Source organism: Flavobacterium channae (assembly GCF_021172165.1).
Lineage (GTDB): Bacteria > Bacteroidota > Bacteroidia > Flavobacteriales > Flavobacteriaceae > Flavobacterium > Flavobacterium channae.
Map to the genome: position 1 here is coordinate 12,725 of NZ_CP089096.1, position 22,067 is coordinate 34,791.

Sequence of the window (22,067 nt, forward strand, 5' to 3'; positions counted from 1 at the left end):
TAACTATTCACTAAAACCTATTGACTAATCTAGTAAGATGTTGTATTTTTATCGGTTATAAACAGTATATCAACAATCTTGGAAGCAAAAAGCATTATTTTCGATAAACTAGAAGCGTTTATCAAGAAGTTTTACACCAATGAACTGATAAAAGGAGTTATTCTTTTCATCGGATTGGGCTTGTTGTATTTCATTTTTACGTTATTGATAGAATACTTTTTATGGTTATCAACATTCGGAAGAACCATTTTGTTTTGGTTGTTTGTAGGTGTTGAATCCTTTTTATTGATTCGTTTTATTGCTTTTCCATTGTTTAAATTGTTCAAATTACAACAAGGAATTAATTACGAACAAGCTTCAGAAATCATCGGAAATCATTTTTCTGAAGTGCAAGACAAGTTGTTGAACTTTCTGCAATTGGCAAATAAAAGTCAAACTTCGGAATTATTAGCGGCTTCTATTGAACAAAAAGCCGCTTCGTTACAACCAATTCCTTTTTCAAATGCAGTCAATTTTGCTAAAAACAAGAAGTTTTTGCCATATGCAATTTTACCAATTGTATTATTGATATTATTTTTCGTTACCGGAAATTCTGAAATTATTTCGAAGAGTTTTGCTCGTGTGGTGAATTATGAAACAAAATTTGCTCCTCCTGCTCCTTTTGAATTTATTGTTTTGAACAAATCGTTAACCGCACAACAGAATTCAGATTTTACAATTCAAGTAAAAACAGCAGGAAAAGTTATTCCAGAAAATGTTGCGATTCAAATTGGAGATGAAGAATACTTTCTACAAAATACAAAACCTGGAGTTTTTGAATATACATTTTCTAAAGTAATAAAAGACATTTCGTTTTCTTTTCAAGCAAACGGATTGAATTCTAAAGAATACCAACTTGATGTTGTTGATATTCCTACGATTGCTAATTTCGAAATGGTTTTGCAGTATCCTTCTTATCTAGGTAAGAAATCGGAAACGATTCAAGGAACTGGTAATGCAGTTGTTCCAGAAGGAACCGTTGTGAGTTGGAAAATTAATGCATTAGCTACGGATAAAGTTAGTTTTAAATCGAATAACCAAGTTAGTCCATTTTCATATAAAGATATTACGTTTTCATTATCAAGAAGAATTGTTGACAATTTGAATTATGAAGTTATTACTTCAAATAGAAGTATTGCTGAATTTGAAAAGTTAGCGTATCATATTGCAATTATTAAAGATCAATATCCAAGTATTTCAGTTCAAATTGCTCCTGATTCTTTAAAGTTAAAATCTAAAATGATGATTGGTCAAGTTTCTGATGATCATGGTTTGTCAAAACTGCAAGTAGTATTTTATCCGAAAGGAAATCCAAATGCAGTTCGAAAAGCTAATTTACCAATCAAAAATCAGGCTGTTGATCAATTTATTTATTCATTTCCTAATGGTTTATCAATAGAGCAAGGTGTTAACTATGAATATTACTTTGAAGTATTTGATAATGATGTAGTTAACAATTATAAAAGCACAAAATCATCTGTTTTTCTTCATTATGAGCTTACTGATGTTCAAAAACAAGACAATCAATTGCAAGAACAGAATGAAAACATCAATAGTTTAGAAAAATCGCTTCAAAATCAAGAGAAGCAAATTTCTGAATTGGACAAGTTACAAAAAATGAATAAGGAGAAAGCAACTTTAGATTTCAAAGATCAAAAGAAAGTAGAGGACTTTATCAATCGTCAAAAACAACAAGACGAAATGATGAAAGAATTTACTAAGAAGCTTTCAGAAAATTTAGAAGAGTTTGATCCTAAAACACAAGATAAAAACAAAGAAGAATTATTACGTCGTTTAGAAGAAGCTGAAAAGCAAGCTGAGAAAAACGAAAAGTTATTGAAGGAGTTAGAAGAACTTTCTAAGAAACTTCAAAAAGATGAGTTGTTTGACAAAGCAGATAAGCTAAAACAAAATGCAAAAAATCAGCAACAAAATTTAGAACAATTAGTTGAGTTAACTAAGCGTTTCTATGTTGAAAAGAAAGCAGAACAAATTGCAGATAAATTAGATAAACTTGCTGACAAGGAAGATAAATTAGCAGATGATGCTAAGGAGAATAATAAAGAAAATCAGGATGCGATAAATAAAGAATTCGAAGATATTCAAAAAGAGCTTCAAGATTTAGACAAAGAAAATAAAGAGTTAAAAGCTCCAATGGATATTCCGAACGATATGAATGAGCAGGAATCTGTTAAAGAGGAAATGAAGAAAGCTTCTGATGATTTGCAAAAACAAAATCAATCGAAAGCTAAACCTAAGCAAAAGTCTGCTGCTTCCAAAATGAAAAAGATGAGTCAAAAAATGGCGCAATCTATGATGTCTGGCGACATGGAACAAATGCAAGAAGATGCTAAATTGTTACGTCAAATTTTAGATAATTTATTAGCTTTTTCTTTTGATGAAGAACGTTTAATTAAAACTACTAATTCATCTGAAGTTCGTTCTTTACAATTGAACAAAGTTTTAAAAAAGCAGCAAGATTTAAAACTACAGTTCAAACATGTTGATGATAGTTTGTTTGCAGTGGCATTACGTAATCCAAAAATTACAGAAACTATTTTAAATGAAGTTGGTGAAATCCATTATAATTTAGACAAGACTTTAGAAACATTGGCGGATAATAACATTGCAAAAGGAGCTTCACATCAGCAGTACGTTTTAACTTCTGCAAATCGTTTAGCGGATTACTTAAGTAATGTTCAGAGCGAAATGAATATGGAAATGCAAGGTCAAGGTTCTGGTAAAGGTAATCCTAAACCAGGTAAAGGGAAAGGCGGAATGCAATTACCGGATATTATAAAACAACAAGAAGGTTTAGGAGAGAAAATGAAAGAGGGTATGAAACCTGGAGATAAACCGGGTGAAAAATCTGGACAAGGAAAACAAAAAGGACAATCAGGCGAGAATGGTGAAGATGGTGAGAACGGTTCAGAAGGTGATGCTGGTAAAGTATTAGAAATATTAAAAGAACAAAAACAACTTCGTGATGCTTTACAGAAAGCATTAGAAAAAGAAGGTATGACTGGCCAAGGTCAGAATGCTTTGAATCAAATGAAAGATATTGAAAAGCAATTAATCAATAAAGGATTTAAAAATGAAACCTTGCAAAAGATGTTGAATCTAAAACATGAACTTTTAAAATTAGAAAAGGCTATTCAGCAACAAGGAGAAGATACCAAACGGCAGTCTAAGACAAATGACAAAAACTATAATGGTACTACCACTCCACTTTCTAATGAATTAAAAGAATATCTTAATAGTGTTGAAATATTAAACAGACAAAGCTTACCTTTGCAACCCAATTTTAACCAAAAGGTTCAAAACTATTTTAAAGGCAATGATTAGTTTTAATTACGAAACAGATTTCGAACTAGATAACGAAGCACAATATGAAGACTGGATTTCTCGTATCATAGAATCCGAAGGATTTGATGAAGGCGAAATCAATTACATCTTTTGTGATGACGATTACCTACATAAAATCAATGTAGAATATTTAGATCACGACACTTTAACTGACATTATTAGCTTTGATTATACAGTAGGAAATTTAATACAGGGTGATATTTTCATTTCTGTGGAAAGAGTTCAAGATAATGCAAAGGATTTTAATGTTTCTTTTGAGGAAGAATTAAAGCGTGTTCTATCACATGGAGTGTTGCACTATTGTGGATACAAAGATAAATCTCTTGAAGACGAAGCCGTGATGCGTTCTAAAGAAGAGGAAAAAATGCAAATGTTTCACGTGGAACATTAAGCTTATAAACTAGAATTTTTTTTAAATGTTTCACGTGGAACATAATATTTATAGAAGATGTTTTTAAATCAATACGATGTAATTGTTGTGGGTGCTGGTCATGCCGGTTGTGAAGCTGCTGCTGCTGCTGCCAACATGGGGTGCTCTACTCTTTTGGTAACAATGAATCTTCAAAACATTGCGCAGATGTCGTGTAATCCTGCTATGGGAGGAATTGCAAAAGGACAAATTGTGCGTGAGATTGATGCCTTGGGTGGATACTCTGGAATTGTTTCAGACAAGACTGCAATCCAATTCAAGATGTTGAATAAATCAAAAGGTCCTGCTATGTGGTCGCCAAGAGTGCAATCGGACAGAATGCGTTTTTCGGATGAATGGAGATCGATGCTGGAGAATACTCCTAACTTGGATTTTTACCAAGAAATGGTGGCTGGTATTTTAGCAGAGAATGGAAAGATTGTTGGAGTGAAAACTTCGCTTGGAGTCGAAATCAAAGCTAAGTCAGTTGTTTTGACAAACGGAACCTTTTTGAACGGTTTGATTCATATCGGAGACAAACAATTTGGTGGTGGTCGTGCTGGTGAAAGTGCTTCTTTTGGAATCACCGAAGATTTAGTGAAATTAGGTTTTGAATCAGGCAGAATGAAAACAGGAACGCCTCCACGTGTGGATGGACGTTCTTTAGATTTTTCTAAAATGGTGGAACAACCTGGTGACGAACACCCAGAAAAGTTTTCGTATTCAAATTTAACGGCTCCATTAAAAACACAACGTTCTTGTTGGATGTCATACACTTCATTAGAAGTACACGATATTTTACGTGAAGGTTTTGATAGAAGTCCAATGTTCAACGGAAGAATTAAAAGTTTAGGTCCGAGATATTGCCCTTCTATCGAAGATAAGATTAATCGTTTTGCTGATAAAGAACGTCACCAACTTTTTGTTGAACCAGAAGGTTGGACAACTTGTGAATATTACATCAACGGATTTTCAACTTCGTTACCAGAAGATATTCAATTCAAAGCATTACGTTCGGTTGCCGGATTTGAGAATGTTAAATTTTTCCGACCAGGTTATGCTATCGAATACGATTACTTCCCTCCTACGCAATTGCAACACACTTTAGAAACCAAATTGGTTGAAGGTTTATATTTCGCAGGACAAATCAATGGAACGACTGGTTACGAAGAAGCAGCTTCTCAAGGTTTAATGGCTGGAATAAATGCAGCATTGAAAGTACAGAATAGAGAACCATTTATTTTAAAAAGAGATGAAGCGTATATTGGAGTTTTAATTGACGACTTAATTACAAAAGGAACTGAGGAACCATATCGTATGTTTACTTCTCGTGCTGAGTACAGAACATTATTGCGTCAAGATAATGCTGATTTTAGATTAACACCAAAAGCATTTGAGATTGGTTTAGCTAAAGAAGAGCGTTTGATTCGTATGGAGCAAAAATTCTCACAATCGGATGCGATGGTGAATTTCTTTAGAGAAACAAGTTTAAAACCAGAAGAAGCAAATCCAATTTTAGAAGCTAAAGGTTCTGCTCCGATGAGTCAACCTGATAAAATGTTTAAAGTGTTCTCTCGTCCGCAATTGGATTTGGAAGATTTTAGAAAATTCAAAAAAGTGGCTGCTTATATCGAAGAACACGATTTGGATCAAGAAGTGGTTGAACAAGCCGAAATTCAAGTGAAATATTCGGGTTATATCGAAAAGGAAAAAAACAACGCGGATAAATTGACTCGTTTAGAAGACATGATTATTCCGGAAAATTTTAATTTCGATAAAATCCAATCGATTTCAATTGAAGCCAAACAAAAATTAAATAAAATCCGACCAAGAACTATCGCACAAGCTTCTCGTATTAGCGGCGTTTCGCCAAGTGATATTTCTGTGTTATTAATATATATGGGAAGATAGTCTCAGTTTTCAGTCTCAGTTTCCAGTTTTTATTTAACTGCGACTGAACACTGCGACTGCCAACTGAATATGTTTCACGTGAAACAACGCTGTCAACCCCATTAAAATAAGCCTTTCGCATAAAAATAAAATAAATGAATTTTTTAGAAGATAAAAGTTTTATTTCCGTTAAAGATTTTTCAGTTTCTGGAGAATCTTTTTCCTTGTTGTTAAATGAGGAATATCAGATTTTAAAAACACATCCCCAACCTACTTTAGATAAATTAGGTTCGTATTACGAATTTGAAGATTATATTTCGCACACCGATGGAAAACGTACGTTGTTTGAAAAAATGTATCATTTCATCAAAAGAAAAGCCATTCGTGATAAAGTTAAATTGATAAATTCTTACCAACCTGTTAAAGGAAGAATTTTAGACATCGGAGCAGGAACTGGAGATTTTCTTTTGGAATGCAAAAATCAGAACTGGGAAATTCTTGGAGTTGAACCAAATGATAAAGCAAAAGGAATTGCTGTAGGTAAAGGAATCAAATTTGCCGATGCTATCGAAAAATTAGAAAGCAACTCTTTTGATGTGATTACCATGTGGCATGTTTTAGAACACGTCCCTGATGTTGAACATCAAGTTGCTGAATTAAAACGATTATTGAAACCTTCAGGAACGATTATTATTGCTGTTCCAAATTTTAAATCATACGATGCAAAATATTACAAAGAGTTTTGGGCAGCTTATGATGTACCAAGACATTTGTGGCATTTTTCAAAAACAGCAATTGAAAAATTATTCGATAAGCAAAACATGAATTTAGAAGATGTAAAACCAATGTGGTTTGATAGTTTTTATGTGTCGCTTTTATCAGAAAAATACAAAACAGGAAAAATGAATTTCATTTCTGGATTTTTTATTGGATTGGCCTCAAATGTGTCAGGATGGTTTAAAAATGAGTTTTCATCTCATATTTATGTCTTAAAAAATAAGTAAAACTTATTTTAAAGCGATTTTAGACGTTTTTTTGTTCTTTTTGATGTAAATCATTGTAAAAAAACAGAAAATCTTTTCTAATTAATTTATGAAAGTTGATTTTTATAGTTAAATCTTATCAAATTTTAAAAGATCTATAAATATTTCTTATATCAAGAAATTAAATTAAAAAGCAACAAATTTGTTACTTTACAACTTATTATTACTTTTACGAAAAATTATTAATTACCAAAATACAACAATGAAAAAAATAGTATTGATTTTAGGAGTTGCATTAAGCGTTTTAGCATGTAACAAAACAGAAACTGGTTCAAAAGAGTTTAAAACTGCATATATCAACACAACTGAAATAATTGAGAAATACGAGAAATTTAAAGATGAAGACGATAAATTCAAAGTTAAATCTGAAGAATTAGGGCGTCCATTAGAAGCTAAAGTAAGAGCTTTTCAAGCTGAAGCACAAAATTTCCAAAAAAATGCTCAAGTTAAAGGACCACAATGGGCACAACAAATGGGCGCAGCTTTACAACAAAGAGAGCAAGAATTAGGTATGGAGCAAAATGCTTTATTACAACAATTACAACAAGAAGGTAATGTTTTAAAAGATACTTTAATTGGTGAAGTAAAAAAATTCATCAAAGATTACGGTAAAAAGAAAGGTTACGATTATATCTACGGAACAGGGGATGCAGCAACAGTTTTATATGCAAAAGATTCTTATGATATTACTAAAGAAGTACTTAAAGAGCTGAACGACAATTACAAAGCTACTAAAGGCAATGAAAAAGTAGCAACCAAAGAAGAAGAAGCTAAAAAATAACAAAAAGTCCCGAGTCATTGGGACTTTTTTATTTATTTCCGTTTCTATATATTTGTTTTTTAAAATTTTACGCCAAATGGAATTCTTATCAGCCGCTGCTACTTTTACTCTTAAATTTATCAATCAAACCAATAGATCCATTTTCCTAACTGGGAAAGCAGGAACTGGAAAAACTACGCTTTTAAAAGAAATTATTGCGACCACACATAAAAATACTGTTGTGGTTGCGCCTACCGGAATTGCAGCATTAAATGCAAATGGTGTTACAATTCATTCCATGTTTCAACTTCCTTTTGCGGCTTTTATTCCTGATAATAAGGAACTTCCGATGTTTTCTAATATACTGAAATTTGAAAACAGAGATTCTTTAGCCAGACATTTTAAAATGAATTCGGTAAAGCGTTCCGTTATTCGAAATATGGAATTGCTTGTAATTGATGAAGTTTCTATGTTACGTGCCGATGTGTTGGATGCTATGGATTTTATGATGCGTAAAGTAAGAAGAATCGAACTTCCTTTTGGTGGTGTTCAGGTTCTTTTTATAGGAGATTTACTACAATTACCTCCAGTTGTAAAAGAAGAAGAATGGCAAGTATTGAAAAAATATTATCGCGGCATGTTCTTTTTTCATTCGCATATTATGCAACAATATCCGCCGTTATATATAGAATTAGATAAAATTTTTCGTCAAACAGATGCCGAATTTATTGACGTTTTAAACAATTTAAGACATAATAAAATCACCCAAAATGATTTAGCAATTTTAAATCAATTTGTAAATCCAAGTTTTGATTTAAAAACGAACAAAGGTTATATCACGTTAACAACTCATAATTCCAAAGCAGATACTATTAATGCTCAGTCTTTGGAAGATTTAGAAGGAAAACAATTCACTTATTTACCAGAAATTACTGCTGATTTCCCTGAAAAAATTTTCCCGCTTGATGAAAAGTTGCATTTAAAAGTAGGCGCTCAAATCATGTTTATTAAAAACGATTTGAATTTTGATAAGCAATTTTATAACGGAAAAATGGGCGTTATCAATTCGTTAACCGAAAAGGAGATTTTTGTTCATTTTCCAGAAGAGAATAAAACCATTGAAGTAGAGCGTTACGAATGGCAAAATATTCGCTACAAAGTGAATGAAAATACCAAAGAAATTGAAGAAGAAGTTATCGGAACATTTGTCCACTACCCTATCAAGTTAGCTTGGGCAATTACCGTGCACAAAAGTCAAGGATTAACATTTGACAAAGCAGCGCTTGATGTATCGCAAGTTTTTGCGCCCGGACAAGCGTATGTAGCTTTATCGCGTTTGCGTTCGTTAAAAGGGCTTATTTTACTTTCTCCGCTGCGAATGAATGGTATTTCTAGCGACGAAGAAGTAATGAGTTATGCCGAAAACAAAGCAACCGAAGAAATTTTACATCATGCATTAGCAAAAGAAACCCTAAACTTTTGGTTAAACACGCTACTTAATGCTTTTAATTTCAAAGAATTAGGACAAGAATGGCGCAATCATTTGTTCAGTTATAATTCGAATCCCGAAACTTCGGGACCAAAATCACCAAAAACAAAGCACAATGATTGGGCAAAAAACCAACATGATTTGATATCTCAAATCCTGGAACCATCAACAAAGTTTATGTCACAATTGCATAAAATTTTTGACGATGAAAATTTGGATATACATTTTGTAAAAGAACGTTGTGAAGCGGCTTACCACTATTTTTTTAAAACTTTAGATCAGGTTGCCGAAGAATTGTTGTTGAAAATTGAAGAAGTAAAACGCATCAAAAAAGTAAAAGCTTTTTATGATGAATTACAGACTCTAGAAGAGCTTCAAATTAAGGCTATTTTGCAACTTAAAAAAGCCAGACAACTGACTAAAATTGTGGTTGAAGGAAAGGCAATTTCGAAAGAAAATCTAATTTCAGAAGATAGTAGTACTTACAAAATCAATAAGTTAGTAGTTGTTGCTGAACGATTCAGAAGTATGCATTCGGCATTAGTAGAAGATGACGAAGATGTTTCCTATTATTCCGATTCAAAAAAGAAAAAGGATAAAGAACTTAAGAAATCAACCATTGAAGAAACCTTAGAATTGTGGAAACAAAACAATTCTATTTATGAAATTGCCAAGCAACGTAAACTAACACCACAAACCATTTACAACCATTTTACCAAGCTGATTCAAATGGAAATAGTGCAACTTTCCGATATTTTACCAGAAGATAAAATATCCGAACTAAAAGTTGCTTTTACTGATTTTAAAGGCGAAAGCTTGGGCGAATTAAAAGAAATTCACGGTGATAAATTCTCTTGGGACGAATTGCGTTTGTATAAAGCGAGTTTAGTTTAAGTAAATTTCAGAAATTATAACTGAATTATCTTCTTCAACATAAAACAAATCACTTATAAATTGATCGATTTTTTCAAGTTTTTCTGAAGGAATCAGTATTGATGTTTCGTATAAAAACTCGGGTAAATCATCAGCTTCATTATAATTTATAAAAACTAATTTTCCTAATTTTATGTTGTCAATTTCTTTAACAATTTCAATTTTAGTAGCTAAATTATTAAATGATATTGTTTTAAGATTAGTAGAAACAATTCCATAATCATAACTAAAAGCAATTGTTTTACGAGTAACAACTAACATCTCTTTGCCAAAAAGATTCCATAAAAGATAACGAACAGGAAAGTAAATAATTAAAAAAGAAATGATTAGTATTGGAAAAATAGCTTTTATTATTTCTTTTTCTTCTAAAGAATTTAGAATATAGCCCAAAAATAACAAGACTAAAAGGATTAAACTTGCTAATGCTATTTTTCCAATTAATTTTGATTGAACATTTAATTCAACAGAAACATTAATTCCATTAAAGTGTATGGAAGCTTTGTTTTTCATTGAAATTAACTCAACCAGTTAACTAACATTACTGCAGGAATGAAATAAATTACAATTGTTCTTGCACCATCGTAATCTTTTGCTAAACGCTGTCCAAACAACAAGAAAAGTAATGTAACGCAAGATAAAATAGCACCATAAAAGCCTAATCCTCTAATTACAACATCTTGAACTAAGTGTTGAATGATTCCAGAAATACATAAAACTCCAGAAACAATTTCTAAAAGTAATACAATTCCAAGCGCAAAAGGAACTTGTTTTGCCAAAATGGTATTAGAAAAATGACTATTTAACCATTCTACATTGCCTTTCCAATCTTTAATTTTATCGTATCCAGATTGTAAAAAAGTAATTGCTAAAAAAGCTAAAACTAAAAGTGGAGCTAATTGTGTCATAATTATGCGTTTTTGTGAATTAATCGAGTTAATTTGATAGACAAATCGGTTAAAATAATTTTGCTATTTCCGTTGCGTTCGATGTGGTAAATAGCATCTTCTAATTCTTTGTAAATATCTGTAATATTTGCGCCATTTACAAACGGAGCAAATTTTTCTAATTCAAATTTGGGCACATTTGTTTCTAAAAAAACCAAGTCATGTGCTTGATAATTAAGCAGTAAAGCTTGTCTGAAAAAGTGAATGCAATAATGTAAAAATTGCTTTTGTGTTTCCCTACCCGTTGCAGCAATATTTTCGCTCCAAGCAATTAAATCGTTAATAGCTGCTGCGTTTCCTTTTGCTCTAAATGCACTTCTTACCCAATCAACGAACCATTCATCAAACGGAAATTCGTCTTCTTCTTTGTGTAAAATATGTAAGGCTTTGTTGTAATTTCCTTCGCTTTGATGTGCTATTTTTTTTGCTAAAGAAGGATCACAGTTTTCACGTGAAACCAAAGCATCAGCAATTACGCTTTCACTCAAACCTATAAAATCTAAAACTTGACAACGCGATAAAATCGTTTGTAATAAATCGCTCGTGTTTTCAGTAATTAAAATAAAAACGGTTTTAGCTGGCGGTTCTTCTAAAAGTTTTAAAAGTTTATTTGCCGAAGCGCCATTCATTTTATCGGCCATCCAAATAATCATCACTTTGTAACCGCCTTCATAAGCTTTTAACGAAAGTTTTTTGTTGATTTCGGTGGCTTCGTCTACCCCTATTAACCCTTGTTTGTTTTGAATTCCTAAGTTTTTAAGCCAATCAAACAAACTGCCGTAAGGAGTTTCTGTTAAAAATTGTCGCCACTCGCTCATAAAATTATCGCTAACAGCATGACTTTTAACAGAATCTGTACTTGCAACCGGAAAAACAAAATGCAAATCGGGATGTGAAAAATGCTCAAATTTTAGATTACAAGCGGTATTTTCACCAACATTTTCGCCACCCATATTACCGCACAAAATATATTGCGCATAAGCAATTGCTAAAGGCAATGTTCCACTACCTTCGGGTCCAACAAAAAGTTGCGCATGAGGAATTCTACCCGCCTCAGCACTCTTAGTTAGGTGATTTTTAATGTGTTCTTGTCCTAAAATTTCTTTGAAAAGCATAGAACAAACCTAATCAAAAAATCCCAAAATCGATGTAAAAGAAATTAAAAAAATGGTTTTAAAACTTTTTTAAAAAAAATGCAAAATATGATATTTGTTATAAGGATTTAAAATACAATAATTTATATTTGCATTCGCTCAAATAAAAATACAACTTAAATGAAAACACTTAACGACTTCAATTTCAAGAACAAAAAAGCAATTATCAGAGTAGATTTTAACGTGCCTTTAGATGAAAACTTTAAGGTTACAGATGCAACAAGAATCGAGGCTGCAAAGCCAACAATTGATAAAATTTTGAAAGATGGAGGAAGTGTTATTTTAATGAGCCATTTGGGAAGGCCAAAAGGAGTTGAAGCTAAATACTCATTAAACCATATTGTTTCAAAAACAGAAGAAATTCTAGGTCAAAAAGTACATTTTGCATCAGATTGTATCGGTGAAGTAGCTGAAAATGCTGCTAAAAATTTACAAGCAGGCGAAATCTTATTGTTAGAAAACTTACGTTTTTATGCTGAAGAAGAAAAAGGTGACGTTGAGTTTTCTAAAAAACTAGCTTCATTAGGCGATATTTATGTTAACGATGCTTTTGGAACTGCTCACAGAGCACATGCTTCAACAACAATTATTGCTCAGTTTTTCGAAAATGCAAAATGCTTTGGTTATTTATTAGCTAAAGAAATTGAGAGCATCGAAAAAGTATTAAAAAATTCAGAAAAACCAGTTGTAGCAATCTTAGGAGGAAGTAAAGTTTCTTCTAAAATTACGGTAATTGAAAATATTTTAGACAAAGTAAATCACATGATTATTGGTGGTGGAATGACATTTACTTTTGTAAAAGCACTTGGAGGAAAAATTGGAAATTCTATTTGTGAAGATGATAAATTAGATTTAGCAATCGAAATTTTAAAACAAGCAAAAGAAAAAGGAGTTCAAATTCACATTCCAGTTGATGTAGTTGCGGCTGATGCTTTTTCAAATGATGCTAATACACAAGTAGTTGATGTAAATCATATTCCTGATGGATGGCAAGGATTAGATGCTGGGCCAAAATCATTAGAGATTTTCAAACGAATTATATTAGATTCAAAAACCATTTTATGGAATGGTCCTTTAGGTGTTTTTGAAATGGAAACATTTGCAAAAGGAACAATTTCATTAGGTGAATTTATTGCAGAATCTACAGCTAATGGCGCTTTTTCATTGGTAGGTGGTGGTGATAGTGTGGCTGCTGTTAAGCAATTTGGACTAGAGCCAAAGATGAGTTACGTTTCTACCGGTGGTGGAGCGATGTTGGAGATGCTTGAAGGGAGAACCTTGCCTGGAATTGCAGCTATTTTAGAATAAACACAATAAAACGTTGATTATTAAGTTATTGGTAATTAACACGCCCCAAAAAAACAAAAAAGAATGAATAAAATTTTAGTAACCACATCTTTGTTTTTGTCGTTATTTTGCTTCGGACAAGAGACTGCAGAAAAAGAAAGTTTATTAACGTTGCCAAAAATGTCCTATTTGGATTCTTTGAAAACAACGTTTGTAAATCATAGTACAAGCAATTGTATTGATGAAAGATGGTTGTCGGAATTGGCTAATTTTGAGTTGTCAAACGACATGTACAATGATATCGAAACCATTGATATTGATGCCGAAGTTAGTTATAATCTTTCTACCGAAGTACTTAAAAAGCGTTTGGCTAAAATGGATGCCAAATCGCCATTCAATATTGAGTATAACCAAGCTTTAGAAAATACAATAAAGGCTTTTCTAAAAAATCGACCAAAAGCATTTGAGCGATTGATGGCGGTTTCTGAATATTATTTTCCAATGTTTGAAGAACACTTAGCAAAATATAACATTCCGATGGAATTGAAATATTTAGCAATAGTTGAATCTGCATTAAACCCAAGAGCAAAATCACGTGTAGGAGCGTCAGGATTGTGGCAATTTATGTATCCAACAGGTAAGCAATACAATCTTGAAGTAAATTCATATGTTGATGAGCGTTACGATCCTTTAAAAGCTACAGAAGCAGCTTGTCAGTATTTGTCAAGTTTGTACGGAATTTTTGGCGATTGGAGTTTGGTTTTAGCTTCATACAATGCTGGTCCTGGAAACGTTTCTAAAGCAATTCGTCGTTCTGGTGGTAGTCAAAACTATTGGAACATTAGAAAAAACTTACCTAGAGAAACGGCAAATTATGTGCCTGCATTTTTAGCTACTTTTTACATTTACGAATACAGAAAAGAACATAACATTATGCCTAAAAAAGCGCCATTGACGTATTTTGAAACAGATACGATTATGGTGAAAAAGCAAATGTCGTTCAAACAAATTTCTGAATTGTTAGATATTCCTGAAGAACAATTGGAGTTTTTAAATCCAATTTACAAACTAAAAGTAATTCCTTTTTTAGATGACAAAGCGCATTATTTGAGACTTCCAAAGAACAAAATGGGATTGTTTGTTTCTAACGAGGAAAAGATTTATGCTTATTTAGAATATCTAGATACGTATAAAGAAAAAACGAAGACCGATTTTATTCCAACGACAAAAGATTCTGCTTATGTAGAAGCACCAAAAGTGGAAAGAAAAACACAGTTTCACACGATTAAAAGTGGTGAAAGTTTAGGTAAAATTGCGGATAAGTATGATGTTTCGATTGCCGAACTAAAAAAATGGAATCATATCAAAGGAAATAACATTCAGGCTGGAAAAAAATTAAAAATATATTCCGATAAAAAAGTAATTGTTCAAACAGAAGCTAAAGCTAGTAAAGATGGGACTTACACCGTTAGAAGTGGCGATTCGTTATATTCAATTGCAAAGAAATTTCCAGGAGTTTCTGCTGAAGACATAAAAAAATGGAACGATATTAGTGGTGACAATATACAACCCGGAATGAAATTAAAAATTAACGGATAAATAATCGTTTTCACCATGAAAAAAATAGCCATTTTAACTTTTGTAGCCTTATCATTTTTGTCTTGTAAAGAAACTTCGAATGAAGACAAGAAAGCCGTTTTATCTGAATCTAATGGAAAAATCAACAACGTTTCAATTATTATCGACGATAATTTGTGGAATGGAGAAATTGGAGACAGTATTCGAAAAAAATTTGCTGCACCAGTAGATGGATTACCGCAAGAAGAACCATTATTTACTTTAAATCAATATCCAACAAAAGTTTTTGAAGGATTTGTTCGTAAAAGTAGAAACATCATTATTGTAAAAAAAGACAAAGAAGCAGGCTTTGCTTCTAACGTTGATAAATTTGCAAAACCTCAAAACGTATTTTTTATATCAGGAACTGATACGGAAGATATTTTAAAAGTTTTAGAAGAAAAATCAGCTGAAATAATTAAAAGCATTAAAGCGTCTGAAATTGTCGAGAATCAAATTCGAATGAAAAAATCATTGGTTTCTGATGCGCAAGTTCAAAAAATGTTTGGTGTAAGTTTACAAATCGGGTTTGGATACAAATACGATATGGTAAAAGACAAATTCATTTGGTTGAGAAAAGAATTTACTTCAGGATACAACAGTGTATTAATTTATGAAGTTCCAATTAGCAAGGTTGAAAAAGACAACAACATTATTGCTAATATTACTGCAATGCGCGATGAAATAGGTAAAGCTAACATTCACGGAACATTACCAAACACATGGATGATTACTGAAGCTGCTTATGCGCCTTATTTGTTTGACGTTACCGTTGCTGGAAAGAAAACGTATTTGACAAAAGGAACTTGGGAATTGAAAAACGATTTCATGGCCGGACCGTTTGTTAATTATGCAATCAAAGACACTAAAAACAACCGTTATTTAATTTTAGAAGGCTTTACTTATAATCCTTCAAAATCGAAACGTGATTTGGTTTTCGAATTGGAAGCCATTATTCAATCGGTTAAATTTTTAAAATAATTTTAGGTAATGGGTTAAAGGTAATTGGTAATAGGTTTTTATAACAATTTTTTCCATCACCCATCACCCATCACCCATCACCAAATCATGATAAAATTCGAAATAAAGCGATTTAACGAACTTTCTACAGCTGAACTATATTCTTTGCTACAACTTCGTTCAGAAGTGTTTGTAGTAGAGCAAAATTGCGTTTATCAAGACATTGACGGCAAAGATGAGAAAGCACTTCATGTTATGGGATATTATAACGGTGATTTAGCTGCTTATTCGCGTTTGTTTAATAAAGGTTATTATTTTGATGAAACTTCTATCGGTCGCGTTGTAGTGAGCCCAAAATATCGTGATAAAAAATTTGGTCATGATTTAATGCGTGTTTGTATTGAAGCAATAAAAGAAAATTACAACGAAACAGCCATTACTATCTCTGCTCAAGAATACCTAAAAAAATTCTACGAATCGCATGGTTTTATACAAACTAGCGAAATGTATTTAGAAGATGATATTCCTCATATTCAGATGAAACGTTCTTAGTTTACAGTCTCAGCAGGAAAGCAATAGCACAGATTACCCTTTTTTACAGATTTATAACAACAATCAAACTAAGAATAAAAAAGCTCACTAAAGTAGATTTACTGTGACTAAAAACTGCGACTGCAAACTTTTTAAAGCTTATAACTAACCGTCAACATTACAACTCTTGGCAATGTGAATGTTGTTGAACTCGAAATCATAAAATCAGAAAACGAATTGTTGATTTTAGTGCCGTTATTCAAGTAATTCTGAGCCGATAGTTCAAATCGGATCGGATTATTTTTCTTTTGGTAACTCAAATAGGCATTGGCAATTCTAAAATCTGTAGCTACATTATTGCTGTTTTTGTTGTAGGTTACTTCGTAATCGGTTTTAAAATTAAAATGCTTCCAAAAATCGATATCCAAATCAAATTTTATTCTATCTGAAGTAAGTTTAGAGCTTGTTAATCCTGAAAACTGACTAAACGTTTTGTTATAACTCACACTAACACTTGGCCATTTTTTATTAGCTGTTCGTAATCTTAAACCAAAGTTTTGATTGTTTCTGTCGTTAATTACTGTTTGGCTATTTACCGTTTGTGTATAATTGAACCACGACAAATTAGCATTAAAACTCAATCTAAATTTGTTTATTTTTTTATCGATATTTCCATAAACGCGATAGGTAGTTTCTGGATTATCTGTGATAGTTGGTGTAGTAAATTGATTGATACCATCTAAACCAATTTCATTTCGAATGGTTCTTACTTTTTTGGTAAAACTAGCATTAGCAAATAACATCAAACCACGATACATGCTGGTTCTAGAATAATTCAAAGTGGCATTATGAAAACGCTCGTTTTGTAATAAGGCATTTCCTTTAAAAACCGAATTATAACTTTGTAGCGTATAACGTTCTAACAAACGATTCGCTTCTGGAAATTCATTCACCAAACGGTAATTGAATTTTAAGTTTTCCGATTGATTGAATTCGTATTCGCTTAACCAACTAGGTTGTAAAAATGTGTTGTTTAACGTATAATTGTTTGCAATTTGCTCGGTTTTCAAATGATAATAATGGGCATAAATGGCAGGTTTGTTCACCCATTTTCCAATTTTAAACTTATATTCTAAACCTAAATACAAATCGTTTAACAAATAATCCATATCATTACCAAAACCATCTGTAGCAAAATCATTTATAGTGCCATCGGTTAGGTATTGTTTTTCGGTGATTTGTAGTTGTGTTGTTCCTAAATTATTTCCAACATTGGTATACAAATGATTGTAATTGTTGATAATCCAATAATGTTTAAAAAGCGCATCCATACTACTGTTTTTTACTTTTTTTACTTGCTGAATGTTGTAAAACGAATCATTTTCTAATGGAATTAATCCGGTTAAAAATTCAGTATCAGTTAACCAAGTATTAATAGGTTTTTGGTTGTCATAACTTTGATTGATGACCAAAGTGGTGGTATGTTTAGAATTAATTTGCTTATGCCATTCTAAAAATTGTTTGATTTGAATATTATCAGCTGAATTTAGAGTTTCAAACGAAGTTTGTTGTCCATCGAGTCTTGAATTTAAAACCGAAGTCATATCATTGGCGCTCGATTGAAATTGGCCGTTGTAAAACCATTTCTCTTTTGTGTTGGGCATGTAGTTTAGTTTTACGTTTCCGATGCCTAAAATCGATTTATTTTCGCCTTTATTGATGCGTTCTTCTGAAGTGGCGGTTGTGTTTTGAAGATACTCTATAGAACTTTCGGTTAAAGTGCTGGTAAAAAGTTTAGAAAAAATAGCAAAACCTTCCACATCTAATTTAGAATTGATTTCTTGGCGAAAGTTAAAAGCGCTAAATTGCGATTTATTTTCTATGACATCTGTATTATCGCTAGCAAAGGAATACAAATCAGTCAATTGTTTTCTTCCCGAAATAAAGCTGCTAGCACCACCTTGAAAGCGCATCATGTCTTGAAAAGAAAAAGTACGTTTACCAATGTTGTTGAGGTCGCCAATGAAACTCACATTCGTTTTTGGCGCATAATAAAACAAAGCAGCGTGACCGAGATAAAATCCGTTATCATTAGCAACTTCAGCGCCTGCATCGACATCGCCAAAAATGAATTTCTTTTTGTCTTCTTTCAGTTTGATGTTCATCGCCAAGTCTTCAGAATCAGAAACTTGTTTTAGAAAACCTACTTCGTTGAAGTTGTCAATTACTTCCACTTTATCTACGGCATCTGCTGGAATATTTTCTACGCCAAGCTTTGTTCCTCCTCCAAAAAATGATTTATTTTCTACTAAAAACTTGGTTACTTTCTTGCCCTGAACCGTAACGCCACCGTTTTTATCTACTTCTACACCTGGTAGTTTTTCTAGTTGCTCTTTTAATTTGCGTTCGTTACCGCTAGTAAACGCTTTTACATCGTAAATGAGCGTGTCTTTTTTAACCACAACAGGTTTGTAATCGTAGGTAATGGTAATTTCTTTTAATTCTTGCCCGTTTTCTTTGAGTTTAAAATGGTGTTCTTTTTGCGAAAAATTAGCCGGAAGATTTAAAATTTCTTCTATAAAACCTAAATACGAAACCCGAACTTCATAAGGTACGTCTTTTTCTAATTCTAATTTGTAACGCCCCAAATGATCGGCAATAGCAAATTTTAACCCTTGTTTTTCAACTAAAGGTTTGGCAATTACATTAGCGTTTTGTAATGGGTTTCCTAACGAGTCTTTCACCGTACCAGTTAAGGTTTGAGAAAATGTAAAAAATGGAAAAAGTAGTAATAGAATTATGGATTTTGGCATTTAGATTTTTGTAATTATTCGTCTAATATAAACTTCATTTTTTCTTTGATTATTTCTTCGTATTTTTCTTTAGAAATAATTTTTTTGAAATCAATTTCTTTAAATTTAATGGAGCTATCATCAAAAGTAATAGATTTTAATCCGTATATAACATTATCAATTTGGAGTTCTACAATTAATCCTGGTAAATTTCCGTATCCATTAGGCCCAAATTGATACGCTATTTCAGGACAATACCAAGCTGTTATAGGAACTATTATTTTGTTCTCAATTGTTTTTTCAGTTGTCGCTTTGTAACAATTATAATTGCCGATTTTTTTAGTTTCAGTGGTTAAAGACCAATTATATGCTGCTTTTTCCTCTAAAATATAGGTTTCATTATCAATCTCTTTTTCTATAAAAGTTTTGTCTTTAGTTATACTTGTAAAACCTTGATACCTAGAAAAAGCTCTAACCATTCTATAAGAATGATATTCAATTTCTAGGTTATCCATGATAAAGAACTCACTTCTATCTTTTGAAAAATTTAATTGAAAAGTAAACTGATTACTATTCTCTTGAGCAATTTTATAGTAGGAATTGTAAGGTGATTTGGTTATTTCATCTTTATTGTTTATCGTTACAGAATAGATAGCTTTATTATTCTGTGAATAAATAGTTGTTAAAAATAATAGTACAATTACGAGCGAATAAATTTTCTTCATTTTTCTTAAGTTAATTTTTTCATTTCAGCATTAAAAATGGCTGTAAATTCTTCTTCAGATATGGTTTTTTCTTCTTGTAATTGTAAAGGAATTTCGGCAACTAATTTTGAAATACGCTTTAAATAATGTTTCAAGAAGGTTTTAAAAACTTGAAATTAATTTACTTTTCTTAAGTTTTATTAATGAATTTGAATAAAACGGTTAATTTCCTAAAATTGGTGGTGAAGCTAAAATTTTTTTAAACTCTTCTTGAGTGATTAATTTTCCTTTTTTAGGTTTTTCGATAATTTTGTTTTCGTTGCTAAGTTCTATTTTTGTGGCGCCCCATGTAATATTCCTTACTTGTAATTCTAAAATTAATCCTGGTAAGCCATTATATCCTTTTGGACCAAAATTAAAAGGAATACTTGGGCAATACCAAGCCACTATAGGATGTTTAAAAGTCCCTTTTGGATTTATAACAATTTGTTCTGATATGGCTTTGTAGCATAAGTACGAACCTATTTGTTTGGTTTCATTCTCTAGTTTCCAATTTGTAGTTTCTTTGGATTCTATCATAAATTCTCCAAAAAAACCACTTTCATATTGTGTTTTTTCTTCTTTAACAACATCGATAAAAAAAGATGTTGATGCTTCTGAAAAAGAAATAGCAAAATCAATTTCACTATTTGTCATTACTTCTTCCATTTTAAAATAAGAAACATTTTTATTTGCTTCCAATCTGAATTTAATTGCTTGAGCTCCCTTTTGTGCTAGAGCATAATAGTCTTTTAAAACAGCATTGGTTGAAAAGCCTTCATCAAAACCTATATGTAATGAATAGTTTACACTTAATGAATTTGTTTGCGCTGAAAGGTTTCCAACAAAAATAAATAATACAATAATTCTCCCTAACATATGATATATTTTTTTAAAACGCTTTAATATTGAATTAAAGCGTTTTGTAATTTATTAAGCTTGTGTTAACACTTTTTCTGTGCATGATTTATATGCGTCCCAAGCTACTTTTCCTGCTTGCATTTCATTGGCTCCATTATCGATAGCTGATTGATAAGTGTCAAGATATACATTATGACATCCAGTCTCGGTATATTCAACTTTAGCTTCAACTTTTTTCTCTTCAATTTCATTTGCCATACCAGCAAAAGAAAAAGCTACAAGTGCAACTGCACTAAAAATCATTTTTTGCATTTTGTTTAAATTTTTAAAATTACTAATTTGTTTTTGGTTAACCAATCCAAATGTTGAACTTTAAAAATGAAAAACAAAATTTCAATTTAACATTTAACTAAAAGTATATAAAAGACACCTTTTTTGCCTGATAACTTAATTTTAAGTGTTTTATTGTATTTAAAATATAATAATTTGAGATTTTAAAATTTAGATTTTTGTAATTATTTACGGCAAAAGATTAGTTTTCTTCCGTTAATTTTTTCATTTCAGCATTAAAAATGGCTGTAAATTCTTCTTCAGATATGGTTTTTTCTTTTGGTAGTTGTAAAGGAATTTCTGTATCTAATTTTGTAATACTTTTTAAATAAAATCTAACTTTTGAATTAACTACTCTAGCTTCAAATATTAATCCAGGTAAACCATAATATACATCAGGACCATAAGAGAAAGGAATTTCAGGGCAAAACCAAGCTTCAATTTCATAAGTATCTTTTCCTCTAAAATCATCATAGGAAACCTTTGCTATTGCACGATAACACAGAAAATTGTTAATTGATTTTGTTTCACTTGTTATTGTCCAATTATATTTATTGATATTACTCTTAATAAAGTATTTCTTTCCAGTCATTTCGGTCTCATAAATGGCTACATTATTTATTTTATCATAATAATGAACTCCACTACCTCCTCCTACTGTAATTGCTCTCGGATTGAAACCTGTCATTTTAAGAGTTTTTATGTACTTAAAAAAAGCAAAATTATTACTAATAATAAGCTCATATTCTACTTGATCAAACGATTCGTTAATGCTAACAATATTGTTTTTTATATTAATGTCAGTAATTTTTTCTAAATCTTCTTCATTGTTAGAAATAGATTTACCATATACAATCTTGTAATTTTGCCCCATTATAGAGGAAGTAAATACTAAAAACAAAATAAGTTTTTTCATGAA

At 31.5% G+C, this 22,067-nt stretch carries 19 protein-coding genes; 10 read left to right on the forward strand and 9 right to left on the reverse strand.

Annotation, left to right across the window (positions count from 1 at the left end; translation table 11 throughout):
• The first annotated feature begins 78 nt into the window (after positions 1-78).
• From LOS89_RS00060 to LOS89_RS00085, 6 genes are all read left to right on the forward strand, one after another.
• The gene (locus LOS89_RS00060) at positions 79-3,384 is read left to right on the forward strand and encodes a DUF4175 family protein (protein ID WP_231835693.1); all 3,306 of its coding nucleotides are present in this window, start codon (positions 79-81) and stop codon (positions 3,382-3,384) included.
• Positions 3,377-3,796 (forward strand): rRNA maturation RNase YbeY, encoded by a 420-nt coding sequence (gene ybeY, locus LOS89_RS00065; RefSeq protein ID WP_231835694.1) that lies wholly within the window; start codon positions 3,377-3,379, stop codon positions 3,794-3,796. The genes LOS89_RS00060 and ybeY overlap by 8 nt, the downstream gene beginning before the upstream one ends.
• A gap of 57 nt (positions 3,797-3,853) precedes the next feature.
• Positions 3,854-5,725 (forward strand): tRNA uridine-5-carboxymethylaminomethyl(34) synthesis enzyme MnmG, encoded by a 1,872-nt coding sequence (gene mnmG, locus LOS89_RS00070; protein WP_231835695.1) that lies wholly within the window; start codon positions 3,854-3,856, stop codon positions 5,723-5,725.
• 134 nt (positions 5,726-5,859) lie between these two features.
• Positions 5,860-6,708 (forward strand): class I SAM-dependent methyltransferase, encoded by an 849-nt coding sequence (locus LOS89_RS00075; protein WP_231835696.1) that lies wholly within the window; start codon positions 5,860-5,862, stop codon positions 6,706-6,708.
• Between the two features lie 241 nt (positions 6,709-6,949).
• Positions 6,950-7,528 (forward strand): OmpH/Skp family outer membrane protein, encoded by a 579-nt coding sequence (locus LOS89_RS00080; protein WP_231835697.1) that lies wholly within the window; start codon positions 6,950-6,952, stop codon positions 7,526-7,528.
• Positions 7,529-7,604: 76 nt separating this feature from the next.
• Entirely contained in the window at positions 7,605-9,890 is a 2,286-nt protein-coding gene (locus LOS89_RS00085) for a helix-turn-helix domain-containing protein (RefSeq protein ID WP_231835698.1), read from the forward strand.
• Here LOS89_RS00085 and LOS89_RS00090 read toward each other — a convergent pair.
• The 3 genes from LOS89_RS00090 to LOS89_RS00100 are packed head-to-tail and all read right to left on the reverse strand — an operon-like array spanning position 9,882 to position 11,988.
• Positions 9,882-10,439: a hypothetical protein gene (locus LOS89_RS00090; protein ID WP_231835699.1), complete on the reverse strand. Its 558-nt coding sequence runs from the start codon at positions 10,437-10,439 to the stop codon at positions 9,882-9,884. The two genes, LOS89_RS00085 and LOS89_RS00090, sit on opposite strands and share 9 nt — an antisense overlap.
• A 5-nt stretch (positions 10,440-10,444) precedes the next feature.
• Positions 10,445-10,834: a DoxX family membrane protein gene (locus LOS89_RS00095; RefSeq protein WP_231835700.1), complete on the reverse strand. Its 390-nt coding sequence runs from the start codon at positions 10,832-10,834 to the stop codon at positions 10,445-10,447.
• Positions 10,835-10,836: 2 nt separating this feature from the next.
• Complete coding sequence (locus LOS89_RS00100) at positions 10,837-11,988, reverse strand: DNA polymerase III subunit (protein WP_231835701.1); 1,152 nt, start codon at positions 11,986-11,988, stop codon at positions 10,837-10,839.
• Positions 11,989-12,147: 159 nt separating this feature from the next.
• Here LOS89_RS00100 and LOS89_RS00105 point away from each other — a divergent pair, with 159 nt between their 5' ends.
• The 4 genes from LOS89_RS00105 to LOS89_RS00120 all read left to right on the forward strand — a co-directional run bounded on the left by LOS89_RS00105 (position 12,148) and on the right by LOS89_RS00120 (position 16,443).
• Complete coding sequence (locus tag LOS89_RS00105) at positions 12,148-13,335, forward strand: phosphoglycerate kinase (RefSeq protein WP_231835702.1); 1,188 nt, start codon at positions 12,148-12,150, stop codon at positions 13,333-13,335.
• Positions 13,336-13,398: 63 nt separating this feature from the next.
• On the forward strand, positions 13,399-14,913 hold the full coding sequence (locus LOS89_RS00110) for a lytic transglycosylase domain-containing protein (protein WP_231835703.1): 1,515 nt from the start codon (positions 13,399-13,401) through the stop codon (positions 14,911-14,913).
• A 15-nt stretch (positions 14,914-14,928) separates the two neighbouring features.
• The gene (locus tag LOS89_RS00115; protein ID WP_231835704.1) at positions 14,929-15,912 is read left to right on the forward strand and encodes a DUF4837 family protein; all 984 of its coding nucleotides are present in this window, start codon (positions 14,929-14,931) and stop codon (positions 15,910-15,912) included.
• A gap of 87 nt (positions 15,913-15,999) precedes the next feature.
• Positions 16,000-16,443 (forward strand): GNAT family N-acetyltransferase, encoded by a 444-nt coding sequence (locus LOS89_RS00120; protein WP_231835705.1) that lies wholly within the window; start codon positions 16,000-16,002, stop codon positions 16,441-16,443.
• A 131-nt stretch (positions 16,444-16,574) separates the two neighbouring features.
• Here LOS89_RS00120 and LOS89_RS00125 read toward each other — a convergent pair whose 3' ends face one another.
• From LOS89_RS00125 to LOS89_RS00145, 6 genes are all read right to left on the reverse strand, one after another.
• The gene (locus LOS89_RS00125) at positions 16,575-19,235 is read right to left on the reverse strand and encodes a TonB-dependent receptor (RefSeq protein ID WP_231835706.1); all 2,661 of its coding nucleotides are present in this window, start codon (positions 19,233-19,235) and stop codon (positions 16,575-16,577) included.
• 14 nt (positions 19,236-19,249) lie between these two features.
• Positions 19,250-19,939 (reverse strand): GLPGLI family protein, encoded by a 690-nt coding sequence (locus LOS89_RS00130; protein WP_231835707.1) that lies wholly within the window; start codon positions 19,937-19,939, stop codon positions 19,250-19,252.
• Positions 19,940-19,944: 5 nt separating this feature from the next.
• Positions 19,945-20,073 (reverse strand): hypothetical protein, encoded by a 129-nt coding sequence (locus LOS89_RS13080; protein ID WP_255671012.1) that lies wholly within the window; start codon positions 20,071-20,073, stop codon positions 19,945-19,947.
• 67 nt (positions 20,074-20,140) lie between these two features.
• A complete protein-coding gene (locus LOS89_RS00135) occupies positions 20,141-20,836 on the reverse strand; it encodes a GLPGLI family protein (RefSeq protein WP_231835708.1) in 696 nt (231 codons plus the stop codon).
• Positions 20,837-20,890: 54 nt separating this feature from the next.
• A complete protein-coding gene (locus LOS89_RS00140) occupies positions 20,891-21,130 on the reverse strand; it encodes a hypothetical protein (RefSeq protein WP_231835709.1) in 240 nt (79 codons plus the stop codon).
• 220 nt (positions 21,131-21,350) lie between these two features.
• A complete protein-coding gene (locus tag LOS89_RS00145; protein ID WP_231835710.1) occupies positions 21,351-22,064 on the reverse strand; it encodes a GLPGLI family protein in 714 nt (237 codons plus the stop codon).
• Positions 22,065-22,067: the final 3 nt, after the last annotated feature.